This is a genomic window from Streptomyces sp. ME19-01-6 (assembly GCF_033793745.1).
Taxonomy (GTDB): Bacteria; Actinomycetota; Actinomycetes; order Streptomycetales; family Streptomycetaceae; genus Streptomyces.
Genome location: NZ_JARAXF010000024.1, coordinates 105,038 through 130,182, shown reverse-complemented (window position 1 = coordinate 130,182; position 25,145 = coordinate 105,038). Strand labels below are relative to the sequence as shown.

At 73.1% G+C, this 25,145-nt stretch carries 22 protein-coding genes; 16 read left to right on the top strand and 6 right to left on the bottom strand.

Annotated elements, in window-relative coordinates; translation table 11 throughout:
* Positions 1-12: 12 nt before the first annotated feature.
* Complete coding sequence (locus PV419_RS37870) at positions 13-381, top strand: cupin domain-containing protein (protein ID WP_319696786.1); 369 nt, start codon at positions 13-15, stop codon at positions 379-381.
* A gap of 55 nt (positions 382-436) precedes the next feature.
* On the opposite strand, the gene PV419_RS37865 is transcribed toward PV419_RS37870, so the two are convergent.
* Positions 437-841 carry a pyridoxamine 5'-phosphate oxidase family protein gene (locus PV419_RS37865; protein WP_319696784.1) on the bottom strand — a complete coding sequence of 135 codons (405 nt, stop codon included), beginning with the start codon at positions 839-841 and terminating at the stop codon, positions 437-439.
* A gap of 144 nt (positions 842-985) precedes the next feature.
* Here PV419_RS37865 and clpB point away from each other — a divergent pair, with 144 nt between their 5' ends.
* Positions 986-3,577 (top strand): ATP-dependent chaperone ClpB, encoded by a 2,592-nt coding sequence (gene clpB, locus PV419_RS37860; protein WP_319696782.1) that lies wholly within the window; start codon positions 986-988, stop codon positions 3,575-3,577.
* Positions 3,578-3,810: 233 nt separating this feature from the next.
* Positions 3,811-4,347, top strand: a complete 537-nt coding sequence (locus tag PV419_RS37855) for a YbjN domain-containing protein (protein ID WP_319696780.1) — start codon at positions 3,811-3,813, stop codon at positions 4,345-4,347.
* A 39-nt stretch (positions 4,348-4,386) separates the two neighbouring features.
* On the opposite strand, the gene PV419_RS37850 is transcribed toward PV419_RS37855, so the two are convergent.
* The gene (locus tag PV419_RS37850; RefSeq protein WP_319696779.1) at positions 4,387-5,598 is read right to left on the bottom strand and encodes a hypothetical protein; all 1,212 of its coding nucleotides are present in this window, start codon (positions 5,596-5,598) and stop codon (positions 4,387-4,389) included.
* 295 nt (positions 5,599-5,893) lie between these two features.
* Positions 5,894-7,084 (bottom strand): pyridoxal phosphate-dependent aminotransferase, encoded by a 1,191-nt coding sequence (locus tag PV419_RS37845; protein WP_319696778.1) that lies wholly within the window; start codon positions 7,082-7,084, stop codon positions 5,894-5,896.
* A gap of 704 nt (positions 7,085-7,788) precedes the next feature.
* Between PV419_RS37845 and PV419_RS37840 the strand changes: the two genes are divergently transcribed.
* From PV419_RS37840 to PV419_RS37785, 12 genes are all read left to right on the top strand, one after another.
* The gene (locus PV419_RS37840; RefSeq protein WP_319696777.1) at positions 7,789-8,307 is read left to right on the top strand and encodes a DUF2617 family protein; all 519 of its coding nucleotides are present in this window, start codon (positions 7,789-7,791) and stop codon (positions 8,305-8,307) included.
* A gap of 98 nt (positions 8,308-8,405) precedes the next feature.
* Positions 8,406-10,187, top strand: coding sequence for a polyamine aminopropyltransferase (locus PV419_RS37835; protein ID WP_415925465.1), 1,782 nt, complete (start codon positions 8,406-8,408; stop codon positions 10,185-10,187).
* A 141-nt stretch (positions 10,188-10,328) separates the two neighbouring features.
* Complete coding sequence (locus PV419_RS37830; RefSeq protein WP_319696775.1) at positions 10,329-11,189, top strand: SRPBCC domain-containing protein; 861 nt, start codon at positions 10,329-10,331, stop codon at positions 11,187-11,189.
* 32 nt (positions 11,190-11,221) lie between these two features.
* Positions 11,222-12,049, top strand: a complete 828-nt coding sequence (locus PV419_RS37825; RefSeq protein WP_319696773.1) for an aldose 1-epimerase — start codon at positions 11,222-11,224, stop codon at positions 12,047-12,049.
* A gap of 46 nt (positions 12,050-12,095) precedes the next feature.
* Complete coding sequence (pyrE, locus tag PV419_RS37820) at positions 12,096-12,635, top strand: orotate phosphoribosyltransferase (protein ID WP_319696771.1); 540 nt, start codon at positions 12,096-12,098, stop codon at positions 12,633-12,635.
* Positions 12,636-12,846: 211 nt separating this feature from the next.
* Positions 12,847-13,869, top strand: coding sequence for a class II fructose-bisphosphate aldolase (gene fbaA / locus PV419_RS37815; RefSeq protein ID WP_319696770.1), 1,023 nt, complete (start codon positions 12,847-12,849; stop codon positions 13,867-13,869).
* Positions 13,870-14,053: 184 nt separating this feature from the next.
* The gene (locus PV419_RS37810; RefSeq protein WP_415925464.1) at positions 14,054-15,736 is read left to right on the top strand and encodes an MFS transporter; all 1,683 of its coding nucleotides are present in this window, start codon (positions 14,054-14,056) and stop codon (positions 15,734-15,736) included.
* Between the two features lie 60 nt (positions 15,737-15,796).
* The gene (locus PV419_RS37805; protein ID WP_319696768.1) at positions 15,797-16,210 is read left to right on the top strand and encodes a DUF3151 domain-containing protein; all 414 of its coding nucleotides are present in this window, start codon (positions 15,797-15,799) and stop codon (positions 16,208-16,210) included.
* 163 nt (positions 16,211-16,373) lie between these two features.
* Positions 16,374-17,219, top strand: a complete 846-nt coding sequence (locus PV419_RS37800; protein ID WP_319696767.1) for a tryptophan 2,3-dioxygenase family protein — start codon at positions 16,374-16,376, stop codon at positions 17,217-17,219.
* The gene (kynU, locus tag PV419_RS37795) at positions 17,212-18,462 is read left to right on the top strand and encodes a kynureninase (protein WP_319696765.1); all 1,251 of its coding nucleotides are present in this window, start codon (positions 17,212-17,214) and stop codon (positions 18,460-18,462) included. Before PV419_RS37800 ends, kynU begins: the two co-directional genes overlap by 8 nt.
* A 30-nt stretch (positions 18,463-18,492) precedes the next feature.
* Complete coding sequence (locus PV419_RS37790) at positions 18,493-19,497, top strand: alpha/beta hydrolase family protein (RefSeq protein ID WP_415925467.1); 1,005 nt, start codon at positions 18,493-18,495, stop codon at positions 19,495-19,497.
* 43 nt (positions 19,498-19,540) lie between these two features.
* Entirely contained in the window at positions 19,541-20,776 is a 1,236-nt protein-coding gene (locus PV419_RS37785; RefSeq protein WP_319696763.1) for a cytochrome P450, read from the top strand.
* A gap of 75 nt (positions 20,777-20,851) precedes the next feature.
* Here PV419_RS37785 and PV419_RS37780 read toward each other — a convergent pair whose 3' ends face one another.
* Both PV419_RS37780 and PV419_RS37775 read right to left on the bottom strand, forming a co-directional pair.
* On the bottom strand, positions 20,852-22,507 hold the full coding sequence (locus tag PV419_RS37780) for an ABC transporter permease (protein WP_319696762.1): 1,656 nt from the start codon (positions 22,505-22,507) through the stop codon (positions 20,852-20,854).
* Positions 22,504-23,418 carry an ABC transporter ATP-binding protein gene (locus PV419_RS37775; protein ID WP_319696761.1) on the bottom strand — a complete coding sequence of 305 codons (915 nt, stop codon included), beginning with the start codon at positions 23,416-23,418 and terminating at the stop codon, positions 22,504-22,506. The genes PV419_RS37780 and PV419_RS37775 overlap by 4 nt, the downstream gene beginning before the upstream one ends.
* Before the next feature lie 93 nt (positions 23,419-23,511).
* On the opposite strand from PV419_RS37775, the gene PV419_RS37770 reads away from it, so the two are divergent.
* Positions 23,512-24,075, top strand: coding sequence for a GbsR/MarR family transcriptional regulator (locus tag PV419_RS37770; protein WP_319696759.1), 564 nt, complete (start codon positions 23,512-23,514; stop codon positions 24,073-24,075).
* 18 nt (positions 24,076-24,093) lie between these two features.
* Here the strand turns inward: PV419_RS37770 and PV419_RS37765 are convergent, their stop codons facing one another.
* Positions 24,094-25,062: a hypothetical protein gene (locus PV419_RS37765; RefSeq protein WP_319696757.1), complete on the bottom strand. Its 969-nt coding sequence runs from the start codon at positions 25,060-25,062 to the stop codon at positions 24,094-24,096.
* Between the last annotated feature and the right edge of the window lie 83 nt (positions 25,063-25,145).

Below are 25,145 nucleotides of genomic sequence, written 5' to 3'. Positions count from 1 at the left end.
GGAGGTACCGCCATGTTGGAAGTCAAGACGATCGAAAAGCCCGACGAGCGGCGCGACTTTCCCCGGGGCCACTTGGAGGTCCTGCACCTGAGCGGTCTCGATTTCGCCGTAGGCACCTTCGAGCCCGGCTGGCGCTGGACGGAGTCCGTCCGGGAGATAGCCGGGACGGACAGCTGCCAGGTGCCGCACCGCGGGATCGTGACCCAGGGGCGGATGCGCATCCGGATGGACGACGGGGCGGAGTCCGAAGTCGGACCCGGCGATGTCTTCGTCGTCCCGCCGGGGCATGACGCCCGGGTGGTCGGTGACGAGGCCGTCGTCCTGTACGACTTCGCCGGCGAGATGGCCACCGAGTACGCGCAGGCGAAAGGTCCGAGCTGAATGGCGATGGGGGAAGGGGGCGTCGCCGGGCGCGGCTCGGCGTCGCCCCTCGTGCTCACGCCCGGCCCAGCGCCCTGGTGAGCGTGATCTCGATCAGCACCCGGTCCGGGTTGGGGGACGGGGTGCGTTCGTAGCGCGCGGCGTAGCGCCGCTCCGCGTCCTCGATGAGCTCCTTCTCGGTACGGATCACCGCCCGGCCCTCGAGCGTGGCCCACCGCTTCCCGGCCATCTGGCAGACGGCGACGGGCGCGCCGGAGGGGCCGGCCGCCTGGATGTGGGCGACCTTACGGCTGTGCTTGTTGGTGATGACGCGAGCGATTCCGGCCGTCGGGTCGTATGTCACACCGACGGGGACCACATGCGGCGTGCCGTCGGGGCGCGGTGTGGTCAGGGTGCACACATGGCGCTCGCGCCAGAAGGCGAGGTAGGCGGGGCCGGGGTCGCGGGGGTCGAGGGCCATGACGGCCAATCTATCGACTCTGTCATCGATCAAGACCGTTGCTCTCTCGACCCTTCACACTTGAGTGGAATAGACTCAACTTTACGGATGTTGGGTGCGGCAGGGATTGGGTGCCGCCAGCGCGATGAGGAGGAGCACGGGGACGTGGACGCCGAGCTGACCAACAAGAGCCGGGCGGCGGTGAGCGCCGCCAATGACCGCGCCGTCTCCGCGGGACACGCGGACCTGACGCCCGCGCATCTGCTGCTGGCCCTGCTGCAGGGCCAGGACAACGAGAATCTGATGGACCTGCTGGCGGCCGTGGACACCGACGTGGCCGTCGTACGCGACGGCGCCGAGCGGCTGCTGGCCGGGCTGGCCAGTGTGCGCGGGTCGACCGTCGCCCCGCCGCAGCCGAACCGCGAGCTGCTGGCGGTGCTCGCGGACGCCGCGCAGCGCGCCAAGGACCTGGGCGACGACTACGTCTCCACCGAGCACCTGCTGATCGGCATCGCCGCCAAGGGCGGCCGGGCCGGGGAGCTGCTGGCGGAACAGGGGGCGGGCGCCAAGAAGCTGCTCGCCGCGTTCGAGAAGGCGAGGGGCGGACAGCGGGTGACCAACACGGACCCGGAGGGCACGTACAAGGCCCTGGAGAAGTTCGGCACCGACTTCACCGCCGCCGCGCGCGACGGCAAGCTCGACCCGGTCATCGGCCGGGACCAGGAGATCCGCCGCGTCGTGCAGGTGCTGTCGCGGCGCACCAAGAACAACCCGGTGCTGATCGGCGAGCCCGGCGTCGGCAAGACGGCCGTGGTGGAGGGCCTGGCGCAGCGGATCGTCAAGGGCGATGTGCCCGAGAGCCTGCGGAACAAGCGGCTGGTGGCGCTGGACCTGGGCGCGATGGTCGCGGGCGCCAAGTACCGCGGTGAGTTCGAGGAGCGGCTGAAGACCGTCCTGGCCGAGATCAAGTCCAGCGACGGGCAGATCATCACCTTCATCGACGAGCTGCACACCGTGGTCGGCGCGGGCGCCGGCGGCGACTCGGCGATGGACGCGGGCAACATGCTCAAGCCGATGCTCGCCCGCGGCGAGCTGCGCATGGTGGGCGCCACCACGCTCGACGAGTACCGCGAGCGGATCGAGAAGGACGCCGCGCTGGAGCGCCGCTTCCAGCAGGTGCTGGTCGCCGAGCCGACCGTCGAGGACACGGTGGCCATCCTGCGCGGGCTCAAGGGCCGCTACGAGGCGCACCACAAGGTGCAGATCGCGGACGGCGCGCTGGTCGCCGCCGCCACCCTGTCCGACCGCTACATCACCTCCCGCTTCCTCCCCGACAAGGCCATCGACCTGGTCGACGAGGCGGCGTCCCGGCTGCGCATGGAGATCGACTCCTCGCCCGTCGAGATCGACGAGCTCCAGCGCTCGGTCGACCGGATGAAGATGGAGGAGATGGCGCTCGCCCGGGAGACCGACGAGGCCAGTCGGCAGCGGCTGGAGAAGCTGCGCCGCGACCTCGCCGACAAGGAGGAGGAGCTGCGCGGGCTGACCGCGCGCTGGGAGAAGGAGAAGCAGGGCCTCAACCGGGTCGGCGAGCTGAAGGAGAAGCTCGACGAGTTGCGCGGGCAGGCCGAGCGGGCCCAGCGCGACGGGGACTTCGACACCGCCTCCAAGCTGCTGTACGGGGAGATCCCGGCGCTCGAGCGCGAGCTGGAGGAGGCCTCCGAGGCCGAGGCCGAGGTCCAGGAGGGCCGCGGCACGATGGTCAAGGAGGAGGTCGGCCCCGACGATGTGGCCGATGTGGTCGCGTCCTGGACCGGGATCCCCGCCGGGCGGCTGCTGGAGGGCGAGACCCAGAAGCTGCTGCGCATGGAGGATGAGCTCGGCAAGCGGCTGATCGGCCAGAACGAGGCCGTACGGGCCGTCTCCGATGCGGTGCGCCGCACCCGGGCCGGCATCGCCGACCCGGACCGGCCGACCGGATCGTTCCTCTTCCTCGGCCCGACCGGCGTCGGCAAGACCGAGCTGGCCAAGGCGCTCGCCGACTTCCTCTTCGACGACGAGCGGGCCATGGTCCGCATCGACATGAGCGAGTACGGCGAGAAGCACAGCGTCGCCCGGCTGGTGGGCGCGCCGCCCGGCTACGTCGGCTACGAGGAGGGCGGCCAGCTGACCGAGGCGGTGCGCCGCCGCCCGTACAGCGTGGTGCTGCTGGACGAGGTCGAGAAGGCCCACCCCGAGGTCTTCGACATCCTGCTGCAGGTCCTGGACGACGGGCGGCTCACGGACGGCCAGGGCCGGACCGTGGACTTCCGGAACACCATCCTGGTCCTCACCTCCAACCTCGGCAGCCAGTACCTGGTGGACCCGCTGCTCAGCGAGGAGGAGAAGAAGCAGAGCGTGCTGGAGACCGTGCGGACCTCCTTCAAGCCGGAGTTCCTGAACCGGTTGGACGACGTGGTGGTCTTCACCGCGCTCAGCGGGCCCGAGCTGGCCCGCATCGCCGAGCTGCAGATCGACCGGCTCGCCGAGCGCCTGGCCGAGCGGCAGCTGAAGCTGGACGTCACCCCGGCCGCGCTGGCCTGGCTCGCGGAGGAGGGCAACGACCCGGCGTACGGGGCGCGGCCGCTGCGCCGGCTGATCCAGACGGCGATCGGCGACCGGCTGGCCAAGGAGATCCTGGCGGGCGAGGTCAGGGACGGCGACACGGTCCGGGTGGACCGGATCGGCGACGACCTGCTGGTGGGCCCGGCGCAGTAGGAGCGGCGGCAGGCGCGACAAGGCGCGGCAAGCGCGACAAGCGGCCTCCGGGCGGCCCGCGGCGGTGGTCGCCGCGGGCCCGCGCGCGGGTCTGGGCGCGGGCCGTGGGTGGGCTGACTGTGCTCTCGGGGGGCCGCCGTGGATCGGATCCCCCCGGAACAGTTCGCCCGGGCTTGCACGGTGGGGGCGGGTGTGAGGGAGGATGGCGGTATCCAGACGAAGGGAAATCCACGGTGAGCATCGACCCGTCCTCGATTCCGAATTTCGGGGGCCAGCCCGAGCCGCAACCGACGGGTCCGACGGGCCCCGTGCTGCCCGACCAGGACCTGGTCAAGCAGCTGCTGGAGCAGATGGAGCTGAAGTACGTCGTCGACGAGGAGGGGGACCTCGCCGCGCCGTGGGAGCAGTTCCGCACCTATTTCATGTTCCGTGGTGAGGAGGAGCAGCAGGTCTTCTCGGTCCGGACGTTCTACGACCGGCCGCACGAGATCGACGAGAAGCCGCGCCTGCTCGAGGCGATCGACGACTGGAACCGTCGCACGCTGTGGCCGAAGGTCTACAGCCACACCAACGACGACGGCACCGTCCGGCTGATCGGTGAGGCGCAGATGCTGATCGGCACCGGCGTCAGCCTGGAGCACTTTGTGTCCAGCACGGTCAGCTGGGTGCGGGCCTCGATCGAATTCGACAAGTGGCTGGTCGAAGCGCTGGGCCTGGAGGCCGACATCGAGTCCGACGGCGACGAGAAGCCGGGCGACGACGAGGCCTGACGGCGCCGCCGCCCTGCCCCGGCCCGAGCTGTTCCCTGCTCACATGGGGATGCGGGCCACGGCCAGCAGGTACGTCCCGTAGACGAAGGAGAGCCCGGCCAGTGCGCCGCCGGTCAGTACGGCGGTGCGCGGCCGGGCTCTCGCCATCGCTATGGCCACCGGGAGCAGCAGCGGGAAGGCGGGCAGCAGGAAGCGCGGCTTGGAGGCGAAGTAGTTGCTGCCTCCGAAGGTGATGGTGATCAGCACCAGCGTGTAGACGAGCAGTGAGAGCGGCGGCCGGTCGGCGGTGAGCAGCGCGAACAGCACCAGCGCGACACTCAGGATCGCCAGGGCCATGAAGTACGTGAACGACGCCTTGCTGATGAGCAGGGACCGGACGAACCGCAGGACGCTCACCCCGAAGTCGAACCGGGAGCCCCACTCGTCCTGGACGGCGAAGTAGCCGCGCCAGCTGCCGCGCCGACAGCCCACCCAGGCCAGATAGCCGAGCCAGCCCAGCGGCGAGAGCGCCGCCCCCGCCCACACCCGCCAGGCCCCGGCCCCGCGTGCCGTCCGGCGCCGCCCCAGGTGGGCGGCGGCGCAGCAGCACACGGCCGCCGCGACGGCGATGCCGTTGGGCCGGGCCGCCCCGGCCAGGAAGGCCAGCGCCCCCGCCCACAGCCAGCGCCGGGTCAGGACCGCGTACAGCGACCAGGCGGCGAGCGCGGTCAGCAGCGGCTCGGTGTACGCCATGGACTGCACGATCGCGTGCGGCAGCAGCCCCCACAGCACCACCAGCGCCGTGCCCACGCGCCGCCCGTGCAGCAGCTCCCCGACGGCGTAGATCCCCCAGGCCGCCACCCCCGCCGCCAGCCAGGCGACCACAAGACCGGCGGTCACCGCGGTGAGGGGCAGGACGGTGGTGAGGGTGCGCATGAGCATCGGGAACAGTGGGAAGAAAGCCATGTCGCTGAAGGGGGCGCCGTGCTTGGCGGGGTCAGGCGGGAGGCCGCTGTCGTATCCGTGCCGGACGATGCCCACGTACCAGACGCTGTCCCAGGAGTAGCCGAGCAGCGTACGCGGATGCTTACCGGCCCGCCCGGCCCAGACCGCCAGGCACACCAGCCCGATCAGCCGGCCGGCGGCGTACAGCCCCAGGGCGGGCGCGGCCCGGCGCAGCGACGCGCGCAGGCGGGCCGTGGCGCCGCGGGGAACCGGGGGCGGCGCCGGCGGCTCCGGGGCCCGTATGGGCGCGCTGGTGTCGGCGGACACGGGGCACCTCCGGAGGGGGGTACACGCGGCTGTCGCGTGCCGAGCCCCGGGAATGCGGCGGGGCCCGGCACACCACGACCTTGCGTGATCGCGCCCCCGCCCGCGACCTGGGTGACCCATACGGGGCGGGCGCGATCGAGGCGATGGCCCGGCCTGCCGAGGTGGACTGGCCGGTCTCTTCCTTGCACCGGACATCCGCCCGCGCCGCGCGGATCTCGGTGCGGGAGGGCTTCGGTGTCGCCCACCGTTCGGGGCACAGCGTTCCGGATACCGGCGCGGGCCGGACGGCCCGGTCTCAGTCCGAGAGGCTCTTGAGGCGGGTCGCGGCCTCTTCGAGGACGCTCTCGCGCTTGCAGAACGCGAAGCGGACGAAGGGGGCGCCCTGGTCCCGGTGGTCGTAGAAGACGGCGTTGGGGATCGCGACGACGCCGCAGCGTTCGGGGAGGGCACGGCAGAAGGCGAAGCCGTCACTCTCGCCGAGGGGGCGGATGTCGGTGGTGATGAAGTACGTGCCGGAAGGGCGGAAGACCGTGAAGCCCGCGTCGGCGAGGCCGCCGGCCAGCAGGTCGCGCTTGGCCAGCAGGTCCTCGCGGATGGCGTGGAAGTAGCTGTCGGGCAGGCGCAGGGCCTCGGCGACCGCGTACTGGAAGGGGCCGGAGGAGACGTAGGTGAGGAACTGCTTGGCGGAGCGGACGGCCGCGACCAGCTCCTGCGAGGCGGTGACCCAGCCGACCTTCCAGCCGGTGAAGGAGAAGGTCTTGCCCGCCGAGCCGATGGTGACGGTGCGCTCGCGCATGCCGGGGAAGGAGGCGAGCGGGGTGTGTTCGGTGCCGAAGACCAGGTGCTCGTAGACCTCGTCCGTCACCACCAGCAGATCCCGCTCGGCCGCGAGTTCGGCGACGGCGGCCAGCTCCTCGCGGGTGAGGACGGTGCCGGTGGGGTTGTGGGGGGTGTTGAGGAGGATGAGCCGGGTGCGGTCGGTGACCGCGGCGCGCAGCTCGTCCAGGTCGAGCCGGAAGGTGGGGTGGTCTCCGGTGGCGTCCGGGCGGAGGGTGACCGGGACGCGGGTGCCGCCGGCCATCGCGATGCACGCGGCGTACGAGTCGTAGTACGGCTCCAGGGCGATCACCTCGTCGCCCGGCTCCAGCAGCGCGAGCAGCGAGGCGGCGATGGCCTCGGTCGCGCCCGCGGTGACCAGCACCTCGCGGTCGGGGTCGTATGACAGTCCGTACCACCGCCGCTGATGCTCGGCGACGGCGGTGCGCAGCTCGGGGACGCCCGGCCCCGGCGGGTACTGGTTGCCGCGGCCGTCGCGCAGCGCGCGGACCGCCGCCTCGCGCACCTCTTCGGGGCCGTCGCTGTCGGGGAAGCCCTGGCCGAGGTTGATCGAGCCGGTGCTCATGGCGAGCGCCGACATCTCCGCGAAGATCGTGGTTCCGAATGCGGCCAGGCGGCGGTTGAGCAGCGGTCGTCCCATGGGGGCCATCCTCCGCCCAACCTCTGGACTTCCTCAACTCCGCTTTGACACTCCCGGGGCCCGGGCATCGTTCATGACAGGTACGGACCGGTACCTCGCTACGGGGGAACGGAAGGGAGCGTGAGGTCCGATGGCCTTCATGGTCGTGCTGATCGTGGTGGCGTTCGCCGTCGCGGTGCTGGCCGCGCTCGGCACCGCGCGGACCCGGCGAGCCAGGGCCTGGGGCACCTCCGCGTACGGGGGCAGGTCCCACGGCAGCTGGTGGGCCGGCTCCGATGGCTTCGGGGGACACAGTCACGGGGGACACGGGGGACACAGCGGGGGTCATCACCACTCGTGCGGTGGCAGCGGGTCGTCGTGTGGGGGCGGCTCGTCTTGCGGCGGCGGTGGCGGTGGTGGCTGCGGAGGGAGCAGCTGACTCACGGGGGGTCGGCTTCTTCATTCGCCCGTGCGCCCGGCATGCCAAGGCATGCCGGGCGCACGGCCGTTGAGCGCCAGTGCCTATGGAACACATGAACTGATAGGCGCCCGCAGGGGTGGAAACCTGGCGAAGATGGGTAAAAACGATGTGCTGCCTACTCATTTCATGATTCCGTATACCACCGACCCTACGGACCCCGCGTGGGCATGAGCCGGCGCATCCGAACGCGCCAGGCTCACGGCGGGGCGGGCCGGCCCATCTCTTCCCCCTGTGCCGTTTGCGGAGCCGACCCATGCTCACGACCCTCAAGACTGCCTACACCGACACCCGCGCCGAGGACCTCGCCTGGTGCCTGGGGCGGGAGCCGCTCCCGGCCTTGGCCGTGCTCGATCTGCGACTGCGCGAGTTCTCCGTACAGTTGAGGCTGCTCGGGGCCTCCCATCAGGTCCTCCTGGAGGGCGAGGGGGGCTCCTGCTCGGAGACCGTGGCCTGTATGTCGGGCAACAGCACCCCGCTTCCGATGGGCGTCTCCACACTCGTCGACGGCCGCGAGTACGAATTCGCGGCGCGCGTCGAGGAACTGTCGCGCGGTTCGTTCGCGAGGCGCGCGCAGGAACTGCTCGCGCTGGTGGCGGACCATCCGCACGGGCTGGCCGGCACCTTCCCCGGCAGCCCTCACGCGTTCACGGCGATGGTCGCGCAGTGGCGGGAGGGGACGGTGAGCTGGCGGACCTGGCACGCCTATCCGCAGGAGGGGCGGCTGGTGACGACGCGTACGTGTGTGGGCGCGCGGGTGACGGCGGCACTGTGAAATCCCCTTCCGGTAGGGGCTTATGTACGGATGAGCGGCGGGCAATGCACCCGTGTGGGTGACGGGGCATGGGCGATATGTAACGTAGCGTTCCCTTCGTGATCGATTCGCCGGTGCCCGCCTCCCGGAGTACCGCCCCGACTGCCGCCCCGCGTACGGCCCTGGGCGTCGCCCCGAGTGCGCCACCGCCCCCCGGGCCGGAGCGCCCGGCGCGGCTGCCCGTCCCGGCCGGGCTCGGCCGCTTCCTCGTGCTCGGCACCGTCTTCGTCTGCGCCGCCTGCGGGCTCGTCTACGAGCTCGAACTGGTCGCCCTCGCCTCCTACTTGATGGGCGATTCGGTCACCCAGGCGTCCGTCGTGCTGTCGGTCATGGTCTTCGCCATGGGGCTCGGCTCGCTGCTGGCCAAGCGGCTGCGCTGCCGCGCCGCCGTCGGCTTCGGCGCGGTCGAGGCGGTGCTCGCGCTGGTCGGCGGCTGCTCGGCGATGGCGCTGTACGCGTGCTTCGTGTGGTCCGGGCAGTCGCGCGCCGCGCTGGTCGGCTTCTCGCTGGCGATCGGGGTGCTGATCGGCGCCGAGGTGCCGCTGCTGATGACCCTCATCCAGCGGGTGCGGCGGCAGGACGCGGGCGGCGCCGTCGCCGACCTGTTCGCGGCGGACTATGTGGGCGCGCTGGTCGGCGGGCTGGCGTTCCCGTTTCTGCTGCTGCCCGCGCTCGGCCAGCTGACCGGCGCGCTGGTGACCGGCGCGGTCAACGCGGTCGCGGGCGGGGCGCTGGTGCTGTGGCTGTTCCGCCGTGATCTGAGCGCGCGGGCGCGGTGGACGCTCGTCGTGGCCAATGTGGTGGTGCTCGCCCTGCTGGCCGCCGCCGCGGCGCTGACCCCCGCCTTCGAGCGGGCCGCCCGGCGCGCCGTGTACGGGCCGGACATACGGGTCGCCGTGCGGACCGGGGTCCAGGAGATCGTGCTGACCGGCGGCGGGGCGGACGGGCGGCCGCTGTCCCTCTTCCTCGACGGCCGGCTGCGGGTCAGCGGGCGCGATGAGGTCCGCTACCACGAGGCGCTGGTCCACCCGGCGATGGCCGGGCCGCACCGGCGCGTGCTGGTCCTGGGCGGCGGCGACGGGCTCGCGGTGCGCGAGGTCCTGCGGTACGGCGGGGTCCGCTCGGTCACCGTGGTCGAAATCGACGCGGAGGTGGCGCGGTTGGCCCGCACCGACCCGGGGCTGACCGCCCTGAACGCGCACGCCTACCGGGACCCGCGGGTGCGGGTGGTCACCGCCGACGCGTTCGACTGGCTGCGCCGTACGGGCGGCGGGGGCGGTGCGGGCGGCCCGTACGACTCGTCCGGCGGCCCGGGCGCTCCAGGCGGCTCAGGCGATCCCGGCGGCCCCGGCTCGTCCCGTACGCCCGGCTCGCCCGGCGCGTACGACGTGGTGATCTGCGATCTGCCCGACCCCGGCATCACGTCGAGCACCAAGCTCTACTCCCAGGAGTTCTACGGGCTGGTGGAGCGCGCGCTGGCGCCCGGCGGGCGGCTCGCGGTGCACGCGGGCACGCTGAGCACGCGCCCGCGGGCGTACTGGACCGTCGAGGCGACGCTGCGCTCGGTCGGCCTGCGAACCGTGCCGTACGCGGTCGGCGGGCGGCTGCCCCGCTCCTCCGGCGGCCCGGACCGCGCCCCGGGCGGGGCCGCCGCCACGCCGCACGACTGGGGCTTCGTCCTGGCCGGGCGCGCCCCTGTCCGGCTGCGCCTGCCCGGCCACGGGCCGCGCCCGCGGTCCCTCACGCCGGGCGCGCTGCGCGCGGGCGCGCGGGAGGCGGCGCGGCAGCGGGAGCCGGGGCTGCCCGCCTCGACGCTGACGCACCCCCGGTACGCGCCGTGACCGCGCGCCGCAGCGCCGTATCGCCGTATCGCCGCATTGCCGAGTCGCCGTATTGCCGTATCGCCGGGAATTCATGCGAACGCGGTGAAAGTCGCGCCGGAACGGGTCTCACGGGAGGCGCGATGGGTAGTGTCTTGAGCTATGGAGCATGAGGTGTTCGTTCCGTTTCCCGTCGACACCGTCCGGCCGGCGCTCACGGAGCCTGACCGCGTCGCCCGCTGTGTCCCCGGGTTCCAGCAGGACGCCGATGCGGCGGCGGGTCCGCTCGCCGGGCGGCTCCGGGTGCGGATCGGCGGCTCGACCATCACCTACCGCGGCGCGCTGCGGATCGCCGAGCGCGGCGGCGGCTTCGAGGTGGCGGGCGAGGGCACGGAGGCGCGCGGCAGCGGCTCGGTGAAACTCGCGCTGACCGTGGTGCCCAAGGCCGTGTCCGGAGGGACCACGCTGGTGTGCTCCGGGACGGTGCGCAGCGAGGGGCGGCTGGCGGAGTTCGACGAGCAGGCGGCCGCCATGGTCGCCCGCCGGCTGCTCGACCGCTTCGGCGTCGCGCTGGCCACCGGCCTGGAGAACGAGCCGGTCGCCATGCTCGACGAAGCCGACGCCGCCGATACCGCCGATACCGCTGACGAGGTGGCCGTGGACGACGTCGGGGACCTCGACGACATCGACGATGCCGACGACCTCGACGACGTCGAGGCCATCGAGGACGTGTCCGAGGTCGGCGACCTCAGCGAGCTGAGCGAGCTCGAAGAGCTGGGCGAGCTCGAAGAGCTGGGCGAGCTCGACGACGAGCCCCCCGCCGAGGCCGCGCACGCCCGCCGCACGATGATCGGCCGCAGCACGGAGGAGGTCGACCACGCCCCGCCGCGCGGCCGCTATGCCCCCGTGCCCGCGCCCGAGACCGTGTCCTCCGGTATCGCGCTGCGCTGGGCGGCGCCCGCCGCCGCGGTGGTGCTCGCCTCGGCGGTCGTGGTCCGCCGGGTGCTGCGGCGCAGAAGGTGAGCGCGGCGCGCGCGGGCGCATAAAGTCGGGGCGTGACCACCGAAGAGAGAACGGATACCCGCGGCGTACGGCTGAGCGCCGGGGATGTCGAGCTGACCGTCGCACCCGACAACGGCTGCCGCGTCGCCTCGCTGCGCATTGACGGTACGGAGCTGCTGAGGCAGGGCCAGAACTTCGGATCGTTCCCGATGGTGCCCTGGTGCGGCCGGACCGAGCACGGGCACTTCCGCAACGGCGGCCGACGCCATCAACTGCCCGTGAACGCGCCTCCGCACGCGATCCACGGCACCGGGCGGGAGGTCCCCTGGCGCACGATCAGCGCCGGGACCGCCGCCGCGGCCTTCACCTACGACCTCGCCGACCCCTGGCCGTACCGCGGCCGGGTCAGCCAGACCTTCCAGCTGTCCCCGGACTCCCTGACGACCACGATGAGCGTGGAGACCGAGGGCGACTCCTTCCCGGCGCAGGCGGGCTGGCACCCGTGGTTCCTGCGCGATCTCCCAGGCGACGGCGCTGGCGGCGGCGCCGAGGTGGAGCTCTCCTTCCAGGCCGAGTGGCAGGAGGAGCGCGGCGAGAACCACCTGCCCAACGGCCGCCGGATCGAGCCCCGCCCCGGCCCCTGGGACGACTGCTTCGGCATGCCGGAGGGCGTGGACGTGACGCTCACCTGGCCGGGGCGGCTGGAGTTGAAGGTCACCAGCCGCACCGAGTGGGTCGTGGTCTACGACGAGCAGGCGGAGGCGGTCTGCGTGGAGCCGCAGTCCGGCCCGCCCAACGGTCTGAACACCGCGCCGCGCCTGGTCACCCCCATCGACCCCCTGGAGATCTCCATGACCTGGAGCTGGCGGCGGCTCGGGTAGGCCGCTCGGGTAAAGCACCGAGGGGGCAGCGCCTAAGCTCGTGTCCATGAGCGATGCGCGTGACGCCCTGCTGCAGCAGATCAAGGGCAAGGCCGTGGTCCACGGCAAGGTGACCCTCTCCTCCGGGCTGGAGGCCGACTACTACATCGACCTGCGCCGGATCACCCTGGACTCCGAGGCGGCGCCGCTGGTCGGCCAGGTCATGCTCGACACCACGGCCGACCTGGAGTACGACGCGGTGGGCGGGCTCACGCTCGGCGCCGACCCGGTGGCCACGTCCATGCTGCACGTCGCCGCCGCGCGGGGCCGCAGGCTCGACGCCTTCGTCGTGCGCAAGGCCCAAAAGACCCACGGCATGCAGCGGCGGATCGAGGGCCCGGACATCAAGGGCCGCCGGGTGCTGGTGGTCGAGGACACCTCCACCACCGGCGGCTCGCCGCTCACCGCCGTCGAGGCGGCGCGCGAGGCGGGCGCGGAGGTCGTCGCGGTCGCGACGATCGTCGAGCGCGGGGCCGCGCCGGCGATCGCGGAGGCCGGGCTGCGGTACGTACCGGCTTACTCGCTGGCGGACCTCGGCCTGGGCTGAGGCGCCTCCGGGGCGGCCGGAGCGGGACACTTGGTGACGGGGGGTGGTGGTTTCACGTGAAACCACCACCCCCCGTCCGAGTCATCCCGCCGTGCGCCGTGTGGAGCAAACGGCAGAGTCTGGAAAGATGGCCACGACGATGACGTCGCCCCCGTAGTTCCCCTAGGTCAGGGCCAAGAACCAATCCCCGCACATCCCAAGGAGCGGACAGATGCCCATCGCATCCCCCGAGATCTACAACGAGATGCTCGACCGGGCGAAGGCAGGCAAGTTCGCCTACCCGGCGATCAACGTGACCTCGACGCAGACTCTGCACGCCGCGCTCCGCGGCTTCGCCGAGGCGGAGAGCGACGGCATCGTCCAGATCTCCACCGGTGGTGCGGAGTTCCTGGGCGGTCAGTACAGCAAGGACATGGTGTCCGGTGCGGTCGCCCTCGCCGAGTTCGCGCACGTCGTCGCCCAGAAGTACCCGGTCAACATCGCCCTGCACACCGACCACTGTCCCAAGGACAAGCTCGACGGGTATGTGCGCCCGCTGATCGCGATCTCCCAGGAGCGCGTCGCGGCCGGCCAGAACCCGCTCTTCCAGTCCCACATGTGGGACGGTTCCGCGGAGAAGCTCGACGAGAACCTCCGGATCGCGCAGGAGCTGCTCGCCGAGGCCGTCAAGGCCAAGATCATCCTCGAGGTCGAGATCACCCCGACCGGCGGCGAGGAGGACGGCGTCACGCACGAGATCAACGACGAGCTGTACACCACCACCTCCGACGTCGAGCGGACCGCGGAGGCGCTCGGCCTGGGCGAGAAGGGCCGCTACCTGCTGGCCGCCTCCTTCGGCAACGTCCACGGCGTCTACAAGCCGGGCAATGTCGTGCTGCGCCCGGAGCTGCTGCGTGAGCTGCAGGACGGCGTCGCGGCGAAGCACGGCAAGACCGACCCGTTCGACTTCGTCTTCCACGGCGGCTCCGGCTCCACGGAGGAGGAGATCCGCACCGCGCTGGAGAACGGCGTGGTGAAGATGAACCTCGACACCGACACGCAGTACGCCTTCACCCGCCCGATCGCGGACCACATGTTCCGCCACTACGACGGTGTGCTGAAGGTCGACGGCGAGGTCGGCGACAAGAAGACGTACGACCCGCGCAGCTGGGGCAAGCTGGCGGAGAAGGGCATGGCCGAGCGCGTCACCAAGGCGTGCGCGGACCTGCGCTCCACGGGCACCAAGCTGAAGTAATCCGCGAAGCGGTTTCTCCGGGCCCGGCACCCCCACCGTGGGGGCCGGGCCTGGTGGCTTTTCCCCTACCCGCCCCTTGCCGCGACTGGGGCTCCGCCACCGGCCCGAAACGCCCGGCCCCAGGCCCGGGAGTTTCGGGGGCTACGGGGTGGCAGCGAGAGGTGGGGGCGAGGAGGATCCAGGTATGGGTGACTCCGGGTCGGGGCCCGGCCCGCGTCGTGAGCACCGCGCTCCGCCCGGCGCACCGCCGGAGCCGGGTGGTGCCGGCGGCGCGGGCTCGCTGCGCGTGTCCTCGCCGGTCGGGCGCTGGGTCGTGCTCACCACCGTGCTCGGGTCGGCGATGGCGCTGCTCGACAGCACCGTCGTCAATGTCGCGCTGCCGCGCATCGGCCTCGACCTGAACGCCGATCTCGCCGTCCTGCAGTGGACCGTCAACGCCTACATGCTCACCCTCGCCGGGCTGATCCTGCTGGGCGGGGCGCTGGGGGACCGGTTCGGGCGGCGGCGGGTGTTCCTCGTCGGCGTGGTGTGGTTCGCGGTCGCCTCGCTGCTGTGCGGGCTGGCGCCGAACGCCGGGGTGCTCATCGCCTCCCGCGCCCTGCAGGGCATCGGCGGGGCGCTGCTCACGCCGGGGTCCCTGGCGCTGATCCAGGCCACCTTCCACCCGGACGACCGGGCGCGGGCGGTCGGCCTGTGGTCGGGATTCGGCGGGGTCGGGGCGGCGATCGGGCCGTTTGTCGGCGGCTGGCTGGTGGACGGGCCGGGCTGGCGCTGGGTGTTCTTCCTCAATGTGCCGCTGGCGGCGGTGTGCCTGCCGGTCGCCCTGCGCCACGTCCCCGAGTCCCGCGATCCGCGGAAGCACGGGCGGTTCGACGTCCTGGGCGCCACGCTGGGCGCGCTGGCGCTCGGCTCGGTGACGTACGCGCTGATCGCCGCGCCCGGCAAGGGCGTCTCGCCCGCCGTGATCGTCCCGGCCGTCGTGGGGCTGCTGCTGGGCGTGGCCTTCGTCCAGGTGGAGCGGCGGCGGCCGGACCCGATGCTGCCGCTCGACATCTTCGCCTCCCGCCAGTTCACCGCCGTCAACGCGGTGACCCTGTGCGTGTACGCGGCCTTCAGCGGCTTCTTCTTCCTGTCCGTGCTGCAGCTCCAGGTGGTGGTCGGCTACTCCGCGCTCGGCGCGGGCACCGCGCTGCTGCCGACCACCGTGCTGATGCTGCTGCTGTCGGCGCGCTCCGGCGAGCTGGGGCGGCGCATCGGGCCGCGTATCCCGCTGACCGTCGGGCCGCTGCTGTGCGCGGCCGGGATGCTGCTGATGACGCGGGCCGGGGCGGGGGCGGTCTACTGGCGGGATGTGCTGCCCGCGCTGCTGGTGCTGGGCCTGGGCATGGTGGCGCTTGTCGCCCCGCTCACCGCGACCGTGCTGGCCTCGGTGGAGGTCGAACGCGCGGGCCTGGCCAGCGGCATCAACAACGCGGCGGCTCGGGCGGCGGGCCTGATCGCGGTGGCGGCGCTTCCGCTGCTGGCCGGTATGGGGCCGGAGGCGTACCGCTCGGCGGACCTGTTCGCGGAGACTTTCGGGCGCGCGATGCCGATCTGCGCCGGGGTGCTGGTGCTGGGCGCCTTCGTGGCCTGGCGCACGGTGCGGTCGGATGTGCTGGAGCCGGCGCCCCCCGAGGGCGCCGCCCCGTCCGCCGGTGCGCCCGCCGCCCCGCCGGCCGGTGTGCCCGCGGCGGCGGAGGAGGCGGCGGCGGAGGTCGCGGAGGGAAAGGCCGCGCCGCGGCGGCCGTGCCGCCCCGAGTGCGCGTACCACTGCGGCGTGGGCGCCCCGCCCCTGGACCCGGGCGACCTGCGGGATGCGGGCGGGTGACGCCGGGGCGGGTCCCCCGGACGTGCCCCGCCGGGCCCCGGACCAGGCAGACTGGGGGTCATGGCCATTCATGAGAACCTGCTCGGGGGACCGCCCCCGACCCACCTGCCCGACGACCCCGAGCCGCGTGAGCTGCTCGCCTCCGGCGCCGCTCCCGCCGAGGTCGCGGCGAAGTACCCGGCCTCCTCCCTCGCCTGGGCGCAGCTCGCCGACGAGGCGTACGAGGCCGGCCGCGTGGTCGAGTCGTACGCGTACGCGCGCACCGGATACCACCGCGGCCTGGACGCGCTGCGGCGCAGCGGCTGGAAGGGCCACGGACCCGTGCCCTTCGAGCACGAGCCCAACCGCGGTTTTCTGCGCGCCCTGCACGCGCTGGGCCGCGCCGCCCAGGCGATCGGCGAGCAGGACGAGTACGAGCGCTGCTCGACGTTCCTGCGGGAGAGCTCCCCGACGGCGGCGGACACCCTCTCCTGAGATCGGTCCCGTCCGGCCGGCAGCGCACTTGCGAATGAGTGCGCATGACACGCATGATGCGCTTCGGGGCCCGCCCACGGCGGGTCCCGAGGGGACCGGGGCTCCATGCCGATGACGAAGGGGCGGACCGCTACCCGGTAGCAGGAGTACTCAGGAGACAGCGATGTCGCATCAGCCTGCCCCGTACGAAGTCGAGCCGGAGGCCCCGAATCTCGACTTCCAAGGCACGACCCCGTACGAGGACTACGTCCAGGCGTCCGTGCTCACCCACCTCCAGCACCCGCTCTCCGACGACCCCGGAGAGATGGTGTTCCTGGTCACCACCCAGGTCATGGAGTTGTGGTTCACCGTCATCGTCCACGAGTGGCACACCGCCGCGCAGGCGCTGCGCGAGGACGATCTGCCCACCGCGCTGGCCGCGCTGAAGCGCTCCACCTACGAGCTCGAATCGCTCAACGCGTCGTGGAAGCCGCTCGCGCACCTCACGCCCGGCCAGTTCAACGCCTACCGCTCCGCGCTCGGCGAGGGCTCCGGCTTCCAGTCCGCGATGTACCGGCGGCTGGAGTTCCTGCTCGGCGAGAAGTCCGCGTCCATGCTCGTCCCGCACCGGGGCGCGCCGCGCGTGCACGCGGAGCTGGAGAAGGCCCTGACCGAGCCCAGCCTCTACGACGAGGTGCTGCGCTATCTCGTCCGCCAGGGTTTCGCGGTCCCCGAGTCGGTGCTGGACCGCGACCCCACGCTGCGGTACGAGCCGGACCCCGCGGTCGAGCGGGTGTGGCAGGAGATCTACTCCGGCCCCGACGACAGCGCGCCGGCCGCCCGCCTCGGCGAGGCGCTCACGGAGGTCGCCGAGCTGGTGTGGCGCTGGCGCAACGACCATCTCGTCGCGACCCGGCGGGCCATGGGGGCCAAGACCGGGACGGGGGGTTCGGCGGGGGTCGCCTGGCTGGAGAAGCGGGCGACGAAGAACGTCTTCCCCGAGCTGTGGACGGCGCGCAGCCATGTCTGAGCCGAACGCGCCCGTCACCGCCTCCCTGGCCGAGGAGGCGGCGAAGCTGGACGCCGCCGACGAGCTCCGCGCCAAGCGCGCCGACTTCGTCCTCGACGACACGATCTACCTCGACGGCAACTCGCTCGGCGCCCTGCCGGCCGCCGTCCCCGCCCGGCTGGCAGACGTCGTGGCCCGCGAGTGGGGGCGGCTGCGCATCCGCTCCTGGGAGGAGAGCGGCTGGTGGACCGCGCCGGAGCGGATCGGCGACCGCGTGGGGCGGATCGTCGGTGCCGCGCCCGGGCAGGTGGTGGTCGGCGACTCGACCAGCGTCAATGTCTTCAAGGCGGTCGTCGGAGCCGTACGGATCGCTCAGGGGCGGTCGGCGGGGCGGGACGCGGCCCGCGACGAGATCCTCGTCGACGAGTCCACCTTCCCCACCGACGGCTATATCGCCGAGTCGGCCGCCCGGCTGACCGGCTGCGCCCTGCGGCCCGTACCGGCCCCCGAGATGGCCGCCGCCGTCGGCCCGCGCACCGCCGTCGCGCTCGTCAACCACGTCGACTACCGCACCGGCCGCCTCCACGACCTGCCCGGCACCACGGCGGCCGGGCACGCCGCGGGCGCCCTCGTCGTCTGGGACCTGTGCCACAGCGCGGGCGCGCTGCCGGTCGGGCTCGACGCGCACGGGGTCGACCTGGCGGTCGGCTGCACGTACAAGTACCTCAACGGCGGGCCCGGTTCGCCCGCCTACCTGTACGTCGCGCGCGAGCACCAGCCCCGCTTCGACTCTCCGCTGCCCGGCTGGAACTCCCACGCCGACCCGTTCGGCATGGCGCCCGCGTACGCCCCGGCCGACGGCGCCCTCCGCGGCCGTGTCGGCACCCCCGACATCCTGTCCATGCTCGCGCTGGAGGCCGCGCTGGACGTCTGGGACGACGTCTCGCCGGCCGCCGTGCGGGCCAAGAGCCTCGCCCTGACGGACTTCTTCCTGCGCTGCGTCGACGCCTACGTCCCGGCGGGGCGCGTCGAGTCCATCACCCCCGCCGCGCACGAGCGGCGCGGCAGCCAGGTCGCGCTGCGCTGCGCCGACGCGGGCGAGGTGATGGCCGAGCTCGTCCGCCGCGGCGTCGTGGGCGACTTCCGCCACCCCGACGTGCTGCGCTTCGGCTTCACCCCGCTCTACACGGGCTTCGCCGACACGGAACGCGCGGCGCGGGTGCTGGCCGCGGTGCTGGCGGGCGCGCCGGGGGAGGTGGCCTGAGCCGTGCCGCGCCGCCGCGCCCGGTCGTGTGTGGGGCTTCACGTCGTACGTCCGGGTGAGCCGGCGGGCGGCCGGGCGGACCCGGCCGCGTCCGCCGAGGCCGAGGAGGCGTCCCTCTTCGGCCTCGCGCCCGTGTCCCCTGACCGCGTCGCCGCGTACGGCGACCACCGCGACCAGGTGGTCGACTTCTATCTGCCCGAGGCGGCGGCGGGCGCGGCGGCGCCGCCCGCCCCGCTGGTGCTGCTGTTCCACGGCGGCGCCTGGCGCGCCCCGTACGACCGGCGTCACCTCTCGCCGTTCGCCGCGTATCTGGCGGGGCGCGGGTTCGTGGTGGCGTCGGTGGAGTACCGCCGGGGCGGCCCGGACGAGGGCGACGGCCCCAAGCCGCGGGCCGGGCGGTGGCCGGAGACGCTGGACGACATCGCGGCCGCCGTGGACGCCGTGCCCGGGCTCGCGCGGGGTCTGTCGCTGCCCGTGGACCCGGCGCGCGTGGTGCTCGCCGGGCACTCCGCGGGCGGGCATGCCGCGCTGTGGGCGGCGGCCCGCCATGTCCTGCCGCCGGACTGCCCCTGGCATCTCCCCTCGCCTCCCCCCGTGTGCGGCGTGGTCGCCCTCGCCCCCATCGCGGACTTCGCCACCGCCCGCGCGCTGCGGGTGTGCTCCGACGCGGTCGACGAATTCCTCAGCATCCCCGACATCCCCGCCATCCCTGACGGCGAGGCGCACCACCCGGACCGGCTGCCGCTCGCCGATCCCGCCGCGCTGCTCCCCACCGCCGTTCCCACCACCATCGTGCAGGGCGCCACCGACATCGACGTCCCGCCGCAGGTGGCGGACGCGTTCACGGCGGCCGCGCGGCGCGCCGGGCAGCCGGTCCGGGCGGTGCGCCTCGCCTCCACCGGGCACTTCCCGCTGATCGACCCCACGGCGGCCGCCGCGCGCACGGCCGCCGACGAGATCGACCATGTCGCCCGCCATGCCCACAGCGCCCACGATGCCCACAACGCCGGTAACCGGGTCACACCGGGCGGTTGAACAGGCCCTGGCCGCCGCTTCGGCGGGGCGGTAGCGTCCGGGCATGAGCAGCAGCACCACGCCCGCCCCGGCCTCCCCCGCCTTCGACCCCTGGCAGCCGTCGTTCGTCGCCGACCCCTACCCGGCGTACGCGGCGCTGCGCGAGCGTGGCCGCGCGCACTATTACGCGCCCTCCCGGCAGTGGCTGATCCCGCGCCACGAGGACGTCCGGGCCCTGCTGCGGGACCGCCGTCTGGGCCGCACCTATCTGCACCGCTTCAGCCACGAGGAGTTCGGCCGCACCGCCCCGCCGCCCGAGCACGAGCCGTTCCACACGCTCAACGACCACGGGATGCTGGACCTGGAGCCGCCGGACCACACCCGGCTGCGCCGCCTGGTGTCCAAGGCGTTCACGCCGCGTACGGTCGAGCGGCTCGCGCCGGTCGTGGAGCGGCTGGCGGGCGAGCTGGTCGAGTCGTTCGTCGCCGAGGGCGGCGGCGATCTCGTCGCGGCGGTCGCCGAGCCGCTGCCGGTGGCGGTCATCGCCGAGATGCTGGGCATTCCGCCGGCGGATCGCGCGGCGCTGCGCCCCTGGTCGGCGGACATCTGCGGGATGTTCGAGCTCAACCCGGGCGAGGAGACCGCGCGGCGCGCGGTCCGGGCCTCCGTCGAGTTCTCCGCGTATCTGCGCGAGCTGATCGCCGCCCGCCGCCAAGCCCCCGGGGAGGATCTGATCAGCGGACTCGTCGCGGCGTACGACGAGGGGGACCGGCTCACCGAGCAGGAGATGATCTCCACCTGTGTGCTGCTGCTGAACGCCGGCCATGAGGCCACGGTCAACTCCACGGGCAACGGCTGGCTGGCCCTCTTCCGCCACCCCGACCAGCTCGCCCTGTTGCGGTCCGACCCCGACGCGCTGCTGCCCACCGCCGTCGACGAGCTGCTGCGCTACGACACGCCGCTGCAGCTGTTCGAGCGGTGGGTACTGGACGACATCGAGGTCGGCGGGACGGTCATCCCGCGCGGCAGTGAGGTCGCGTTGCTCTTCGGTTCGGCGAACCGGGATCCGGAGCGCTTCCCCGACCCCGACCGCCTCGATCTGTCCCGTACGGACAACGCCCACTTCAGCTTCGGCGGCGGCATCCACTACTGCCTGGGCGCGCCGCTCGCCCGCCTCGAACTGGCCGCGTCCTTCGGCGCGCTGCTGCGGAAGGCGCCCGGGCTGCGGCTGGTCGCGGAGCCGCGGTGGAATCCCGGGTTTGTCATCCGGGGGCTGCGGGAGCTGCTGGTCGAGGTCTGACCCCGAACCGCGAAACCCCCGCCGTCGTCCACAGCCTGTGGGCGACGGCGGGGGTCCGGATTCCGCTGGGAAGGGTCAGTTGGTCATGTCGCGGCGCCGCAGCCCCCACAGCCCCGCGGCCGTTAGCACCGCCGACAGCAGGAGCAGCCAGACGAAGGGCGTCGCCGAGGCGCTCTCGCCCGGGAGCTTCGGCAGATGGCCGAAGGGGGAGATGTCCAGGACGGACTGGGGCGCGTCGAGCGCCGGGCCGAGCCAGCCGGCGGTGACGACCACCCCGACCACGCCCCATCCGACGGACGTCGTGTACGAGGGCAGCAGGCCGAACAGGAAGACCAGCACGCTGGTGACGACCCACACCGCCGGGACCTGGGCGATCGAGGCGCCCAGGACGCGCGGCAGCTGGCCGCCCATGTCGTCGGTGGCGGCCCCGTAGACCAGGCCCATGGCGAGGCCGCCGGCGGCCAGGACGAGGACCGGGCCGAGGTAGGCGATGACGAGGTGGCTCGCGGCCCACCGCAGCCGGCTGACGGCGTTGGACAGCAGCGGTTCGGCGCGCTGGTCGGTCTCCTCGCTGCGCAGCCGCAGCACCGCACTCGCGGAGTAGACCGTGAGGATCACGCCGAGGATGGCGACCATGGCGGCCAGGAAGGCGTCGGAGAGGTTCTGCGCCCCGCCCATGCGCTCGATGATCTCGCGGTTCTTCTCGCTGTCCCCGACGATGTCGTCGGCGCCGTTGGCGACGCCGCCGAGGCCGGCGGCGGAGAGGGCGATGCCGAGCACCCAGCCCAGCAGGGTGCCGCGCTGGAGGCGCCAGGCCAGGCCGTACACGCCCTGGAGGGAGCTTCCGGCGGCGGGGGGCCCGGGGCGGGAGGCGAGGAAGCTGGCGCCGACGTCGCGGCGGCCCGCGAGGGCGTAGGCGGCGCCGAACGTGACGGCGGCGAAGGCGGCCAGCAGCAGCAGGGCCCACCACCGCTCGTTCGCGAACGGCCGCGCGTTCTCCGCCCAGCCGATGGGCGAGAGCCACACCATCCAATGGCTGGAGCCCTCCGACGCGTCCTTGGCGGCGTCGCCGATCAGACGCAGCATGTACGCGACGCCGACGGCGCCGGCGGCCAGGCCCCTGGCCAGCCGCGCGTTCTCGGTGATCTGGGCGGTGATGGCGGCCACACCGCCGAAGGCCATGCCGGTGAGCCCGACGCCCAGGCCCATGGCGAGCGCACCGCCACCGCCCTCGCCCGCGAGGGTGGCCGTGATCAGTAAGGTGAGGGCGGCGTTGGCGATGGCCACGGTGAGCAGGGCGGAGGTCAGTCCGGCGCGGCGGCCGACCATGCCGGCCGACAGCGCCTCCTGGCGGCCCGACTCCTCCTCCTCGCGGGTGTGCCGGATCACCAGGAGCAGGCTCATGATCCCGGCGAAGGCGGCGAGGAAGACGCCCACGCGCCAGGCGGTGAGGGCGCCGTACGAGTCGCCGAACGCGGTGCCGAGCATCGACCGCATCGAGCCGTTGCCGTTCATGTCGCTCACGACCTCGGCCCGGTCGGCGGCCGTGTCGTAGGTGCTCTTGAGCCGGGTGAGCGTGCTGTTGCCGGTCAGTCCGATGACCAGCACCCACACCGGGATCATGACCCGGTCGCGGCGCAGCGCGAGCCGCAGCAGCGTGCCGGTGCCGGCCAGGTCGCGGGAGCCGGTGCGCTCGGGGGCCGCGACGCGGGTGTCGGCTACGGCGGTCATCGGGCGACCGCCTCTGCCTCGTCACGGATGTCGTCCTGGTAGTGGCGCAGGAAGAGCTCTTCCAGGGTGGGCGGGGTGCTGATGAGGCTGCGCACGCCCGCCGCGCTGAGCTGCCGCACCACGGCGTCCAGCTTGTCGGTGTCGACCTGGAGCTTGACGCGCTTGCCCTGGACGTCGAGGTCGTGAATGCCGGGGAGGGCGGAAAGACCGTTCGGCGAGTCGGACAGTTCGGCGGTGACGGAGGTGCGGGTGAGGTGGCGGAGCTCGACGAGCGAGCCCGTCTCGACCGTGCGGCCCTTGCGGATGATGCTGACCCGGTCGCAGAGCGCCTCGACCTCGCTGAGGATGTGGCTCGACAGCAGCACCGTGCGGCCCCGCTCCCGCTCCTCGACCACGCAGTCGCGGAAGACCTCCTCCATAAGGGGGTCGAGCCCGGAGGTGGGCTCGTCCAGGATCAGCAGGTCGACGTCCGAGGCGAAGGCGGCGACCAGCGCGACCTTCTGCCGGTTGCCCTTGGAGTAGGTGCGTCCCTTCTTGGTGGGGTCGAGCTCGAACCGCTCCAGCAGCTCCGCCCGCCGGTCCAGGTCGAGGCCGCCGCGCAGCCGCCCGTACAGGTCGATGACCTCGCCTCCGCTGAGGTTGCGCCACAGGGTGACGTCGCCCGGTACGTAGGCGATGCGGCGGTGCAGCTCGACCGCGTCGTGCCAGGGGTCCTTGCCCAGGAGCTGGACCGCTCCGCTGTCCGCCCGCAGGAGGCCGAGCAGGACGCGGATGGTGGTGGACTTCCCGGCTCCGTTGGGCCCGAGGAAGCCGTGGACTTCGCCTGTCTCGACCTCCAGGTCGAGGCCATCCAAGGCATGGGTGCGGCCGAATGACTTGTGGAGGCCGGAGGTGGAGATTGCCGTTGTCATTCTTTTGAAGCTACGCTAGTTTCACAAAATTGTGAAGTTAGCGAAGTGTATAAACTGATATTGAACGGATGAACGAGGGGAGATGATGAGGTGGTGACGGAGGTGACGCGGCAGGAGAGCGCACACGAGGGCACGGGCGGAGACGCCGCGCGCGACGACGAGGCGGTATCGCGGTTCGTCGAGCGGTTCGGCGCGGACATGGCCGAGGCCGGGATGCAGCGGATGGGCGCCCGGGTTTTCGCCGCCCTTCTCGCCTCCGACTCCGGCAAGCTCAGCGCCGCCGAGATCGCCGAGCAGCTCCAGATCAGCCCGGCCGCGGTCTCGGGCGCGGTCCGCTACCTCGCCCAGGTGGACCTGATCACACGCGAGCGCGAGCCGGGCTCGCGGCGCGACTCGTACCGCCTCTACAACGAGGTCTGGTACGAGGCGGTGGCCCACCGCGACCAGATCCTCACGCGCTGGACGAACACGATGCGGGACGGCGCGAGGGCGCTCGGCCTGGACACCCCGGCGGGGGCGCGGGCGGCCAAGTCCGCGGAGTTCTACGAGTTCATGCAGAAGGAACTGGTCGGCATGCTGGCGCGCTGGCGGGCCCACGAGGAGGGCGCCCACCAGGAGATTCCCCGCGTGGGCGAACAGAAGACCGGAAAAACGTAACCCGGCGGCACGTGCCGCTCAGCCCCCTCGGGGGAGCATCAGGCGCCAGGCCTCGGTGAGGACCGTCCAGGTGCGGGTGCGCACCGGGCCGCGGGTCAGGGTGTCCGCGTGGTAGCGGAAGTCCGGACCCGAGACGGTGACCGCCCGGGCCCGGGCGCGGACCGGGCCGGACCCGGCACACGGGTGCACCACGACGTCGGCCAGGCCCCCGCGGCCCGCCGTGGCCGTGGACACCGAGACCCGCTCGACCGGCCGGTCCAGGTCGGCCAGCAGCACGCCGTCCGCCTCCACCCGCAGCCGCTGCCCGGGCGGCCGCGTCCGTCGCCGGGAGCCGCCCAGACCGACGCCCGGCAGCGACAGCAGCGTCAGCGCGCTGCGCGCGGTGCGGGCCGCGGGGGTCCACCACGGCTGGTGGCCGCCGTCGTACCCACCCGCACTGCTCCCCGTACCGCCGCCGTCCCTGCTCGCGGGCCCGTCACCGCTCCCGTCCCCGCTCGCGCTCCCGCTCCCCGGCTGCTCCCCGCCGGAGATCCGCAGACCGCCGAGGACCACCCCGCCGCTCTCGTCGACCAGCAGGTCACGCCGGTGCGCGGTGCCGTCGAGCGCCGTCCGCGCCGCGCTCACCGCGTCCGTGGGCAGGCCCAGGGCGCGGGCCAGGGCCACCGTCGCCGATCCGCCCACCGGCACCACCGCCAGCGCCGCGTCCGCCAGCTCCCGCTTGCGGTGCAGCAGCTCGACGGTCCGCAGCAGGGCCCGGTGGTCACCGACGACGACGGGGCGGCGGCTGCCGCGGCGGGCGAGTGCCCGCTCGACCTCCTCGGGCCCCTCCGGCAGGCAGATTTTCGTGGCTGCGCCCGCACACAGCACATCTTTCGCGATCCGCACCGACTCCCCGTCGGTTCGACGGGCGGTGGGGTCGATGAGCACGAGCAGGGGGCGCCCCCGGACGGCGTCCGGGGAAATCTGCCAGGGATCTGGAGCCGACACCTCGGTCCTTCCTCAGGTAATCTCTCGGTGCAAGAGCCCCTGTCGCTGTTGCGCCAGGGGCTTCGTCTATCCGGGGCACCGGT

Coding starts and splice junctions, on each gene's coding strand:
- PV419_RS37775 (WP_319696761.1), bottom strand. CDS start 23,418: ATGACAACGGCAATCTCCACCTCCGGCCTCCACAAGTCATTCGGCCGC.
- kynU (WP_319696765.1), top strand. CDS start 17,212: ATGTCTGAGCCGAACGCGCCCGTCACCGCCTCCCTGGCCGAGGAGGCG.
- fbaA (WP_319696770.1), top strand. CDS start 12,847: ATGCCCATCGCATCCCCCGAGATCTACAACGAGATGCTCGACCGGGCG.
- PV419_RS37800 (WP_319696767.1), top strand. CDS start 16,374: ATGTCGCATCAGCCTGCCCCGTACGAAGTCGAGCCGGAGGCCCCGAAT.
- PV419_RS37805 (WP_319696768.1), top strand. CDS start 15,797: ATGGCCATTCATGAGAACCTGCTCGGGGGACCGCCCCCGACCCACCTG.
- PV419_RS37840 (WP_319696777.1), top strand. CDS start 7,789: ATGCTCACGACCCTCAAGACTGCCTACACCGACACCCGCGCCGAGGAC.
- PV419_RS37785 (WP_319696763.1), top strand. CDS start 19,541: ATGAGCAGCAGCACCACGCCCGCCCCGGCCTCCCCCGCCTTCGACCCC.
- PV419_RS37870 (WP_319696786.1), top strand. CDS start 13: ATGTTGGAAGTCAAGACGATCGAAAAGCCCGACGAGCGGCGCGACTTT.
- PV419_RS37865 (WP_319696784.1), bottom strand. CDS start 841: ATGGCCCTCGACCCCCGCGACCCCGGCCCCGCCTACCTCGCCTTCTGG.
- PV419_RS37810 (WP_415925464.1), top strand. CDS start 14,054: ATGGGTGACTCCGGGTCGGGGCCCGGCCCGCGTCGTGAGCACCGCGCT.
- PV419_RS37780 (WP_319696762.1), bottom strand. CDS start 22,507: ATGACCGCCGTAGCCGACACCCGCGTCGCGGCCCCCGAGCGCACCGGC.
- PV419_RS37830 (WP_319696775.1), top strand. CDS start 10,329: ATGGAGCATGAGGTGTTCGTTCCGTTTCCCGTCGACACCGTCCGGCCG.
- PV419_RS37845 (WP_319696778.1), bottom strand. CDS start 7,084: ATGGCCCCCATGGGACGACCGCTGCTCAACCGCCGCCTGGCCGCATTC.
- pyrE (WP_319696771.1), top strand. CDS start 12,096: ATGAGCGATGCGCGTGACGCCCTGCTGCAGCAGATCAAGGGCAAGGCC.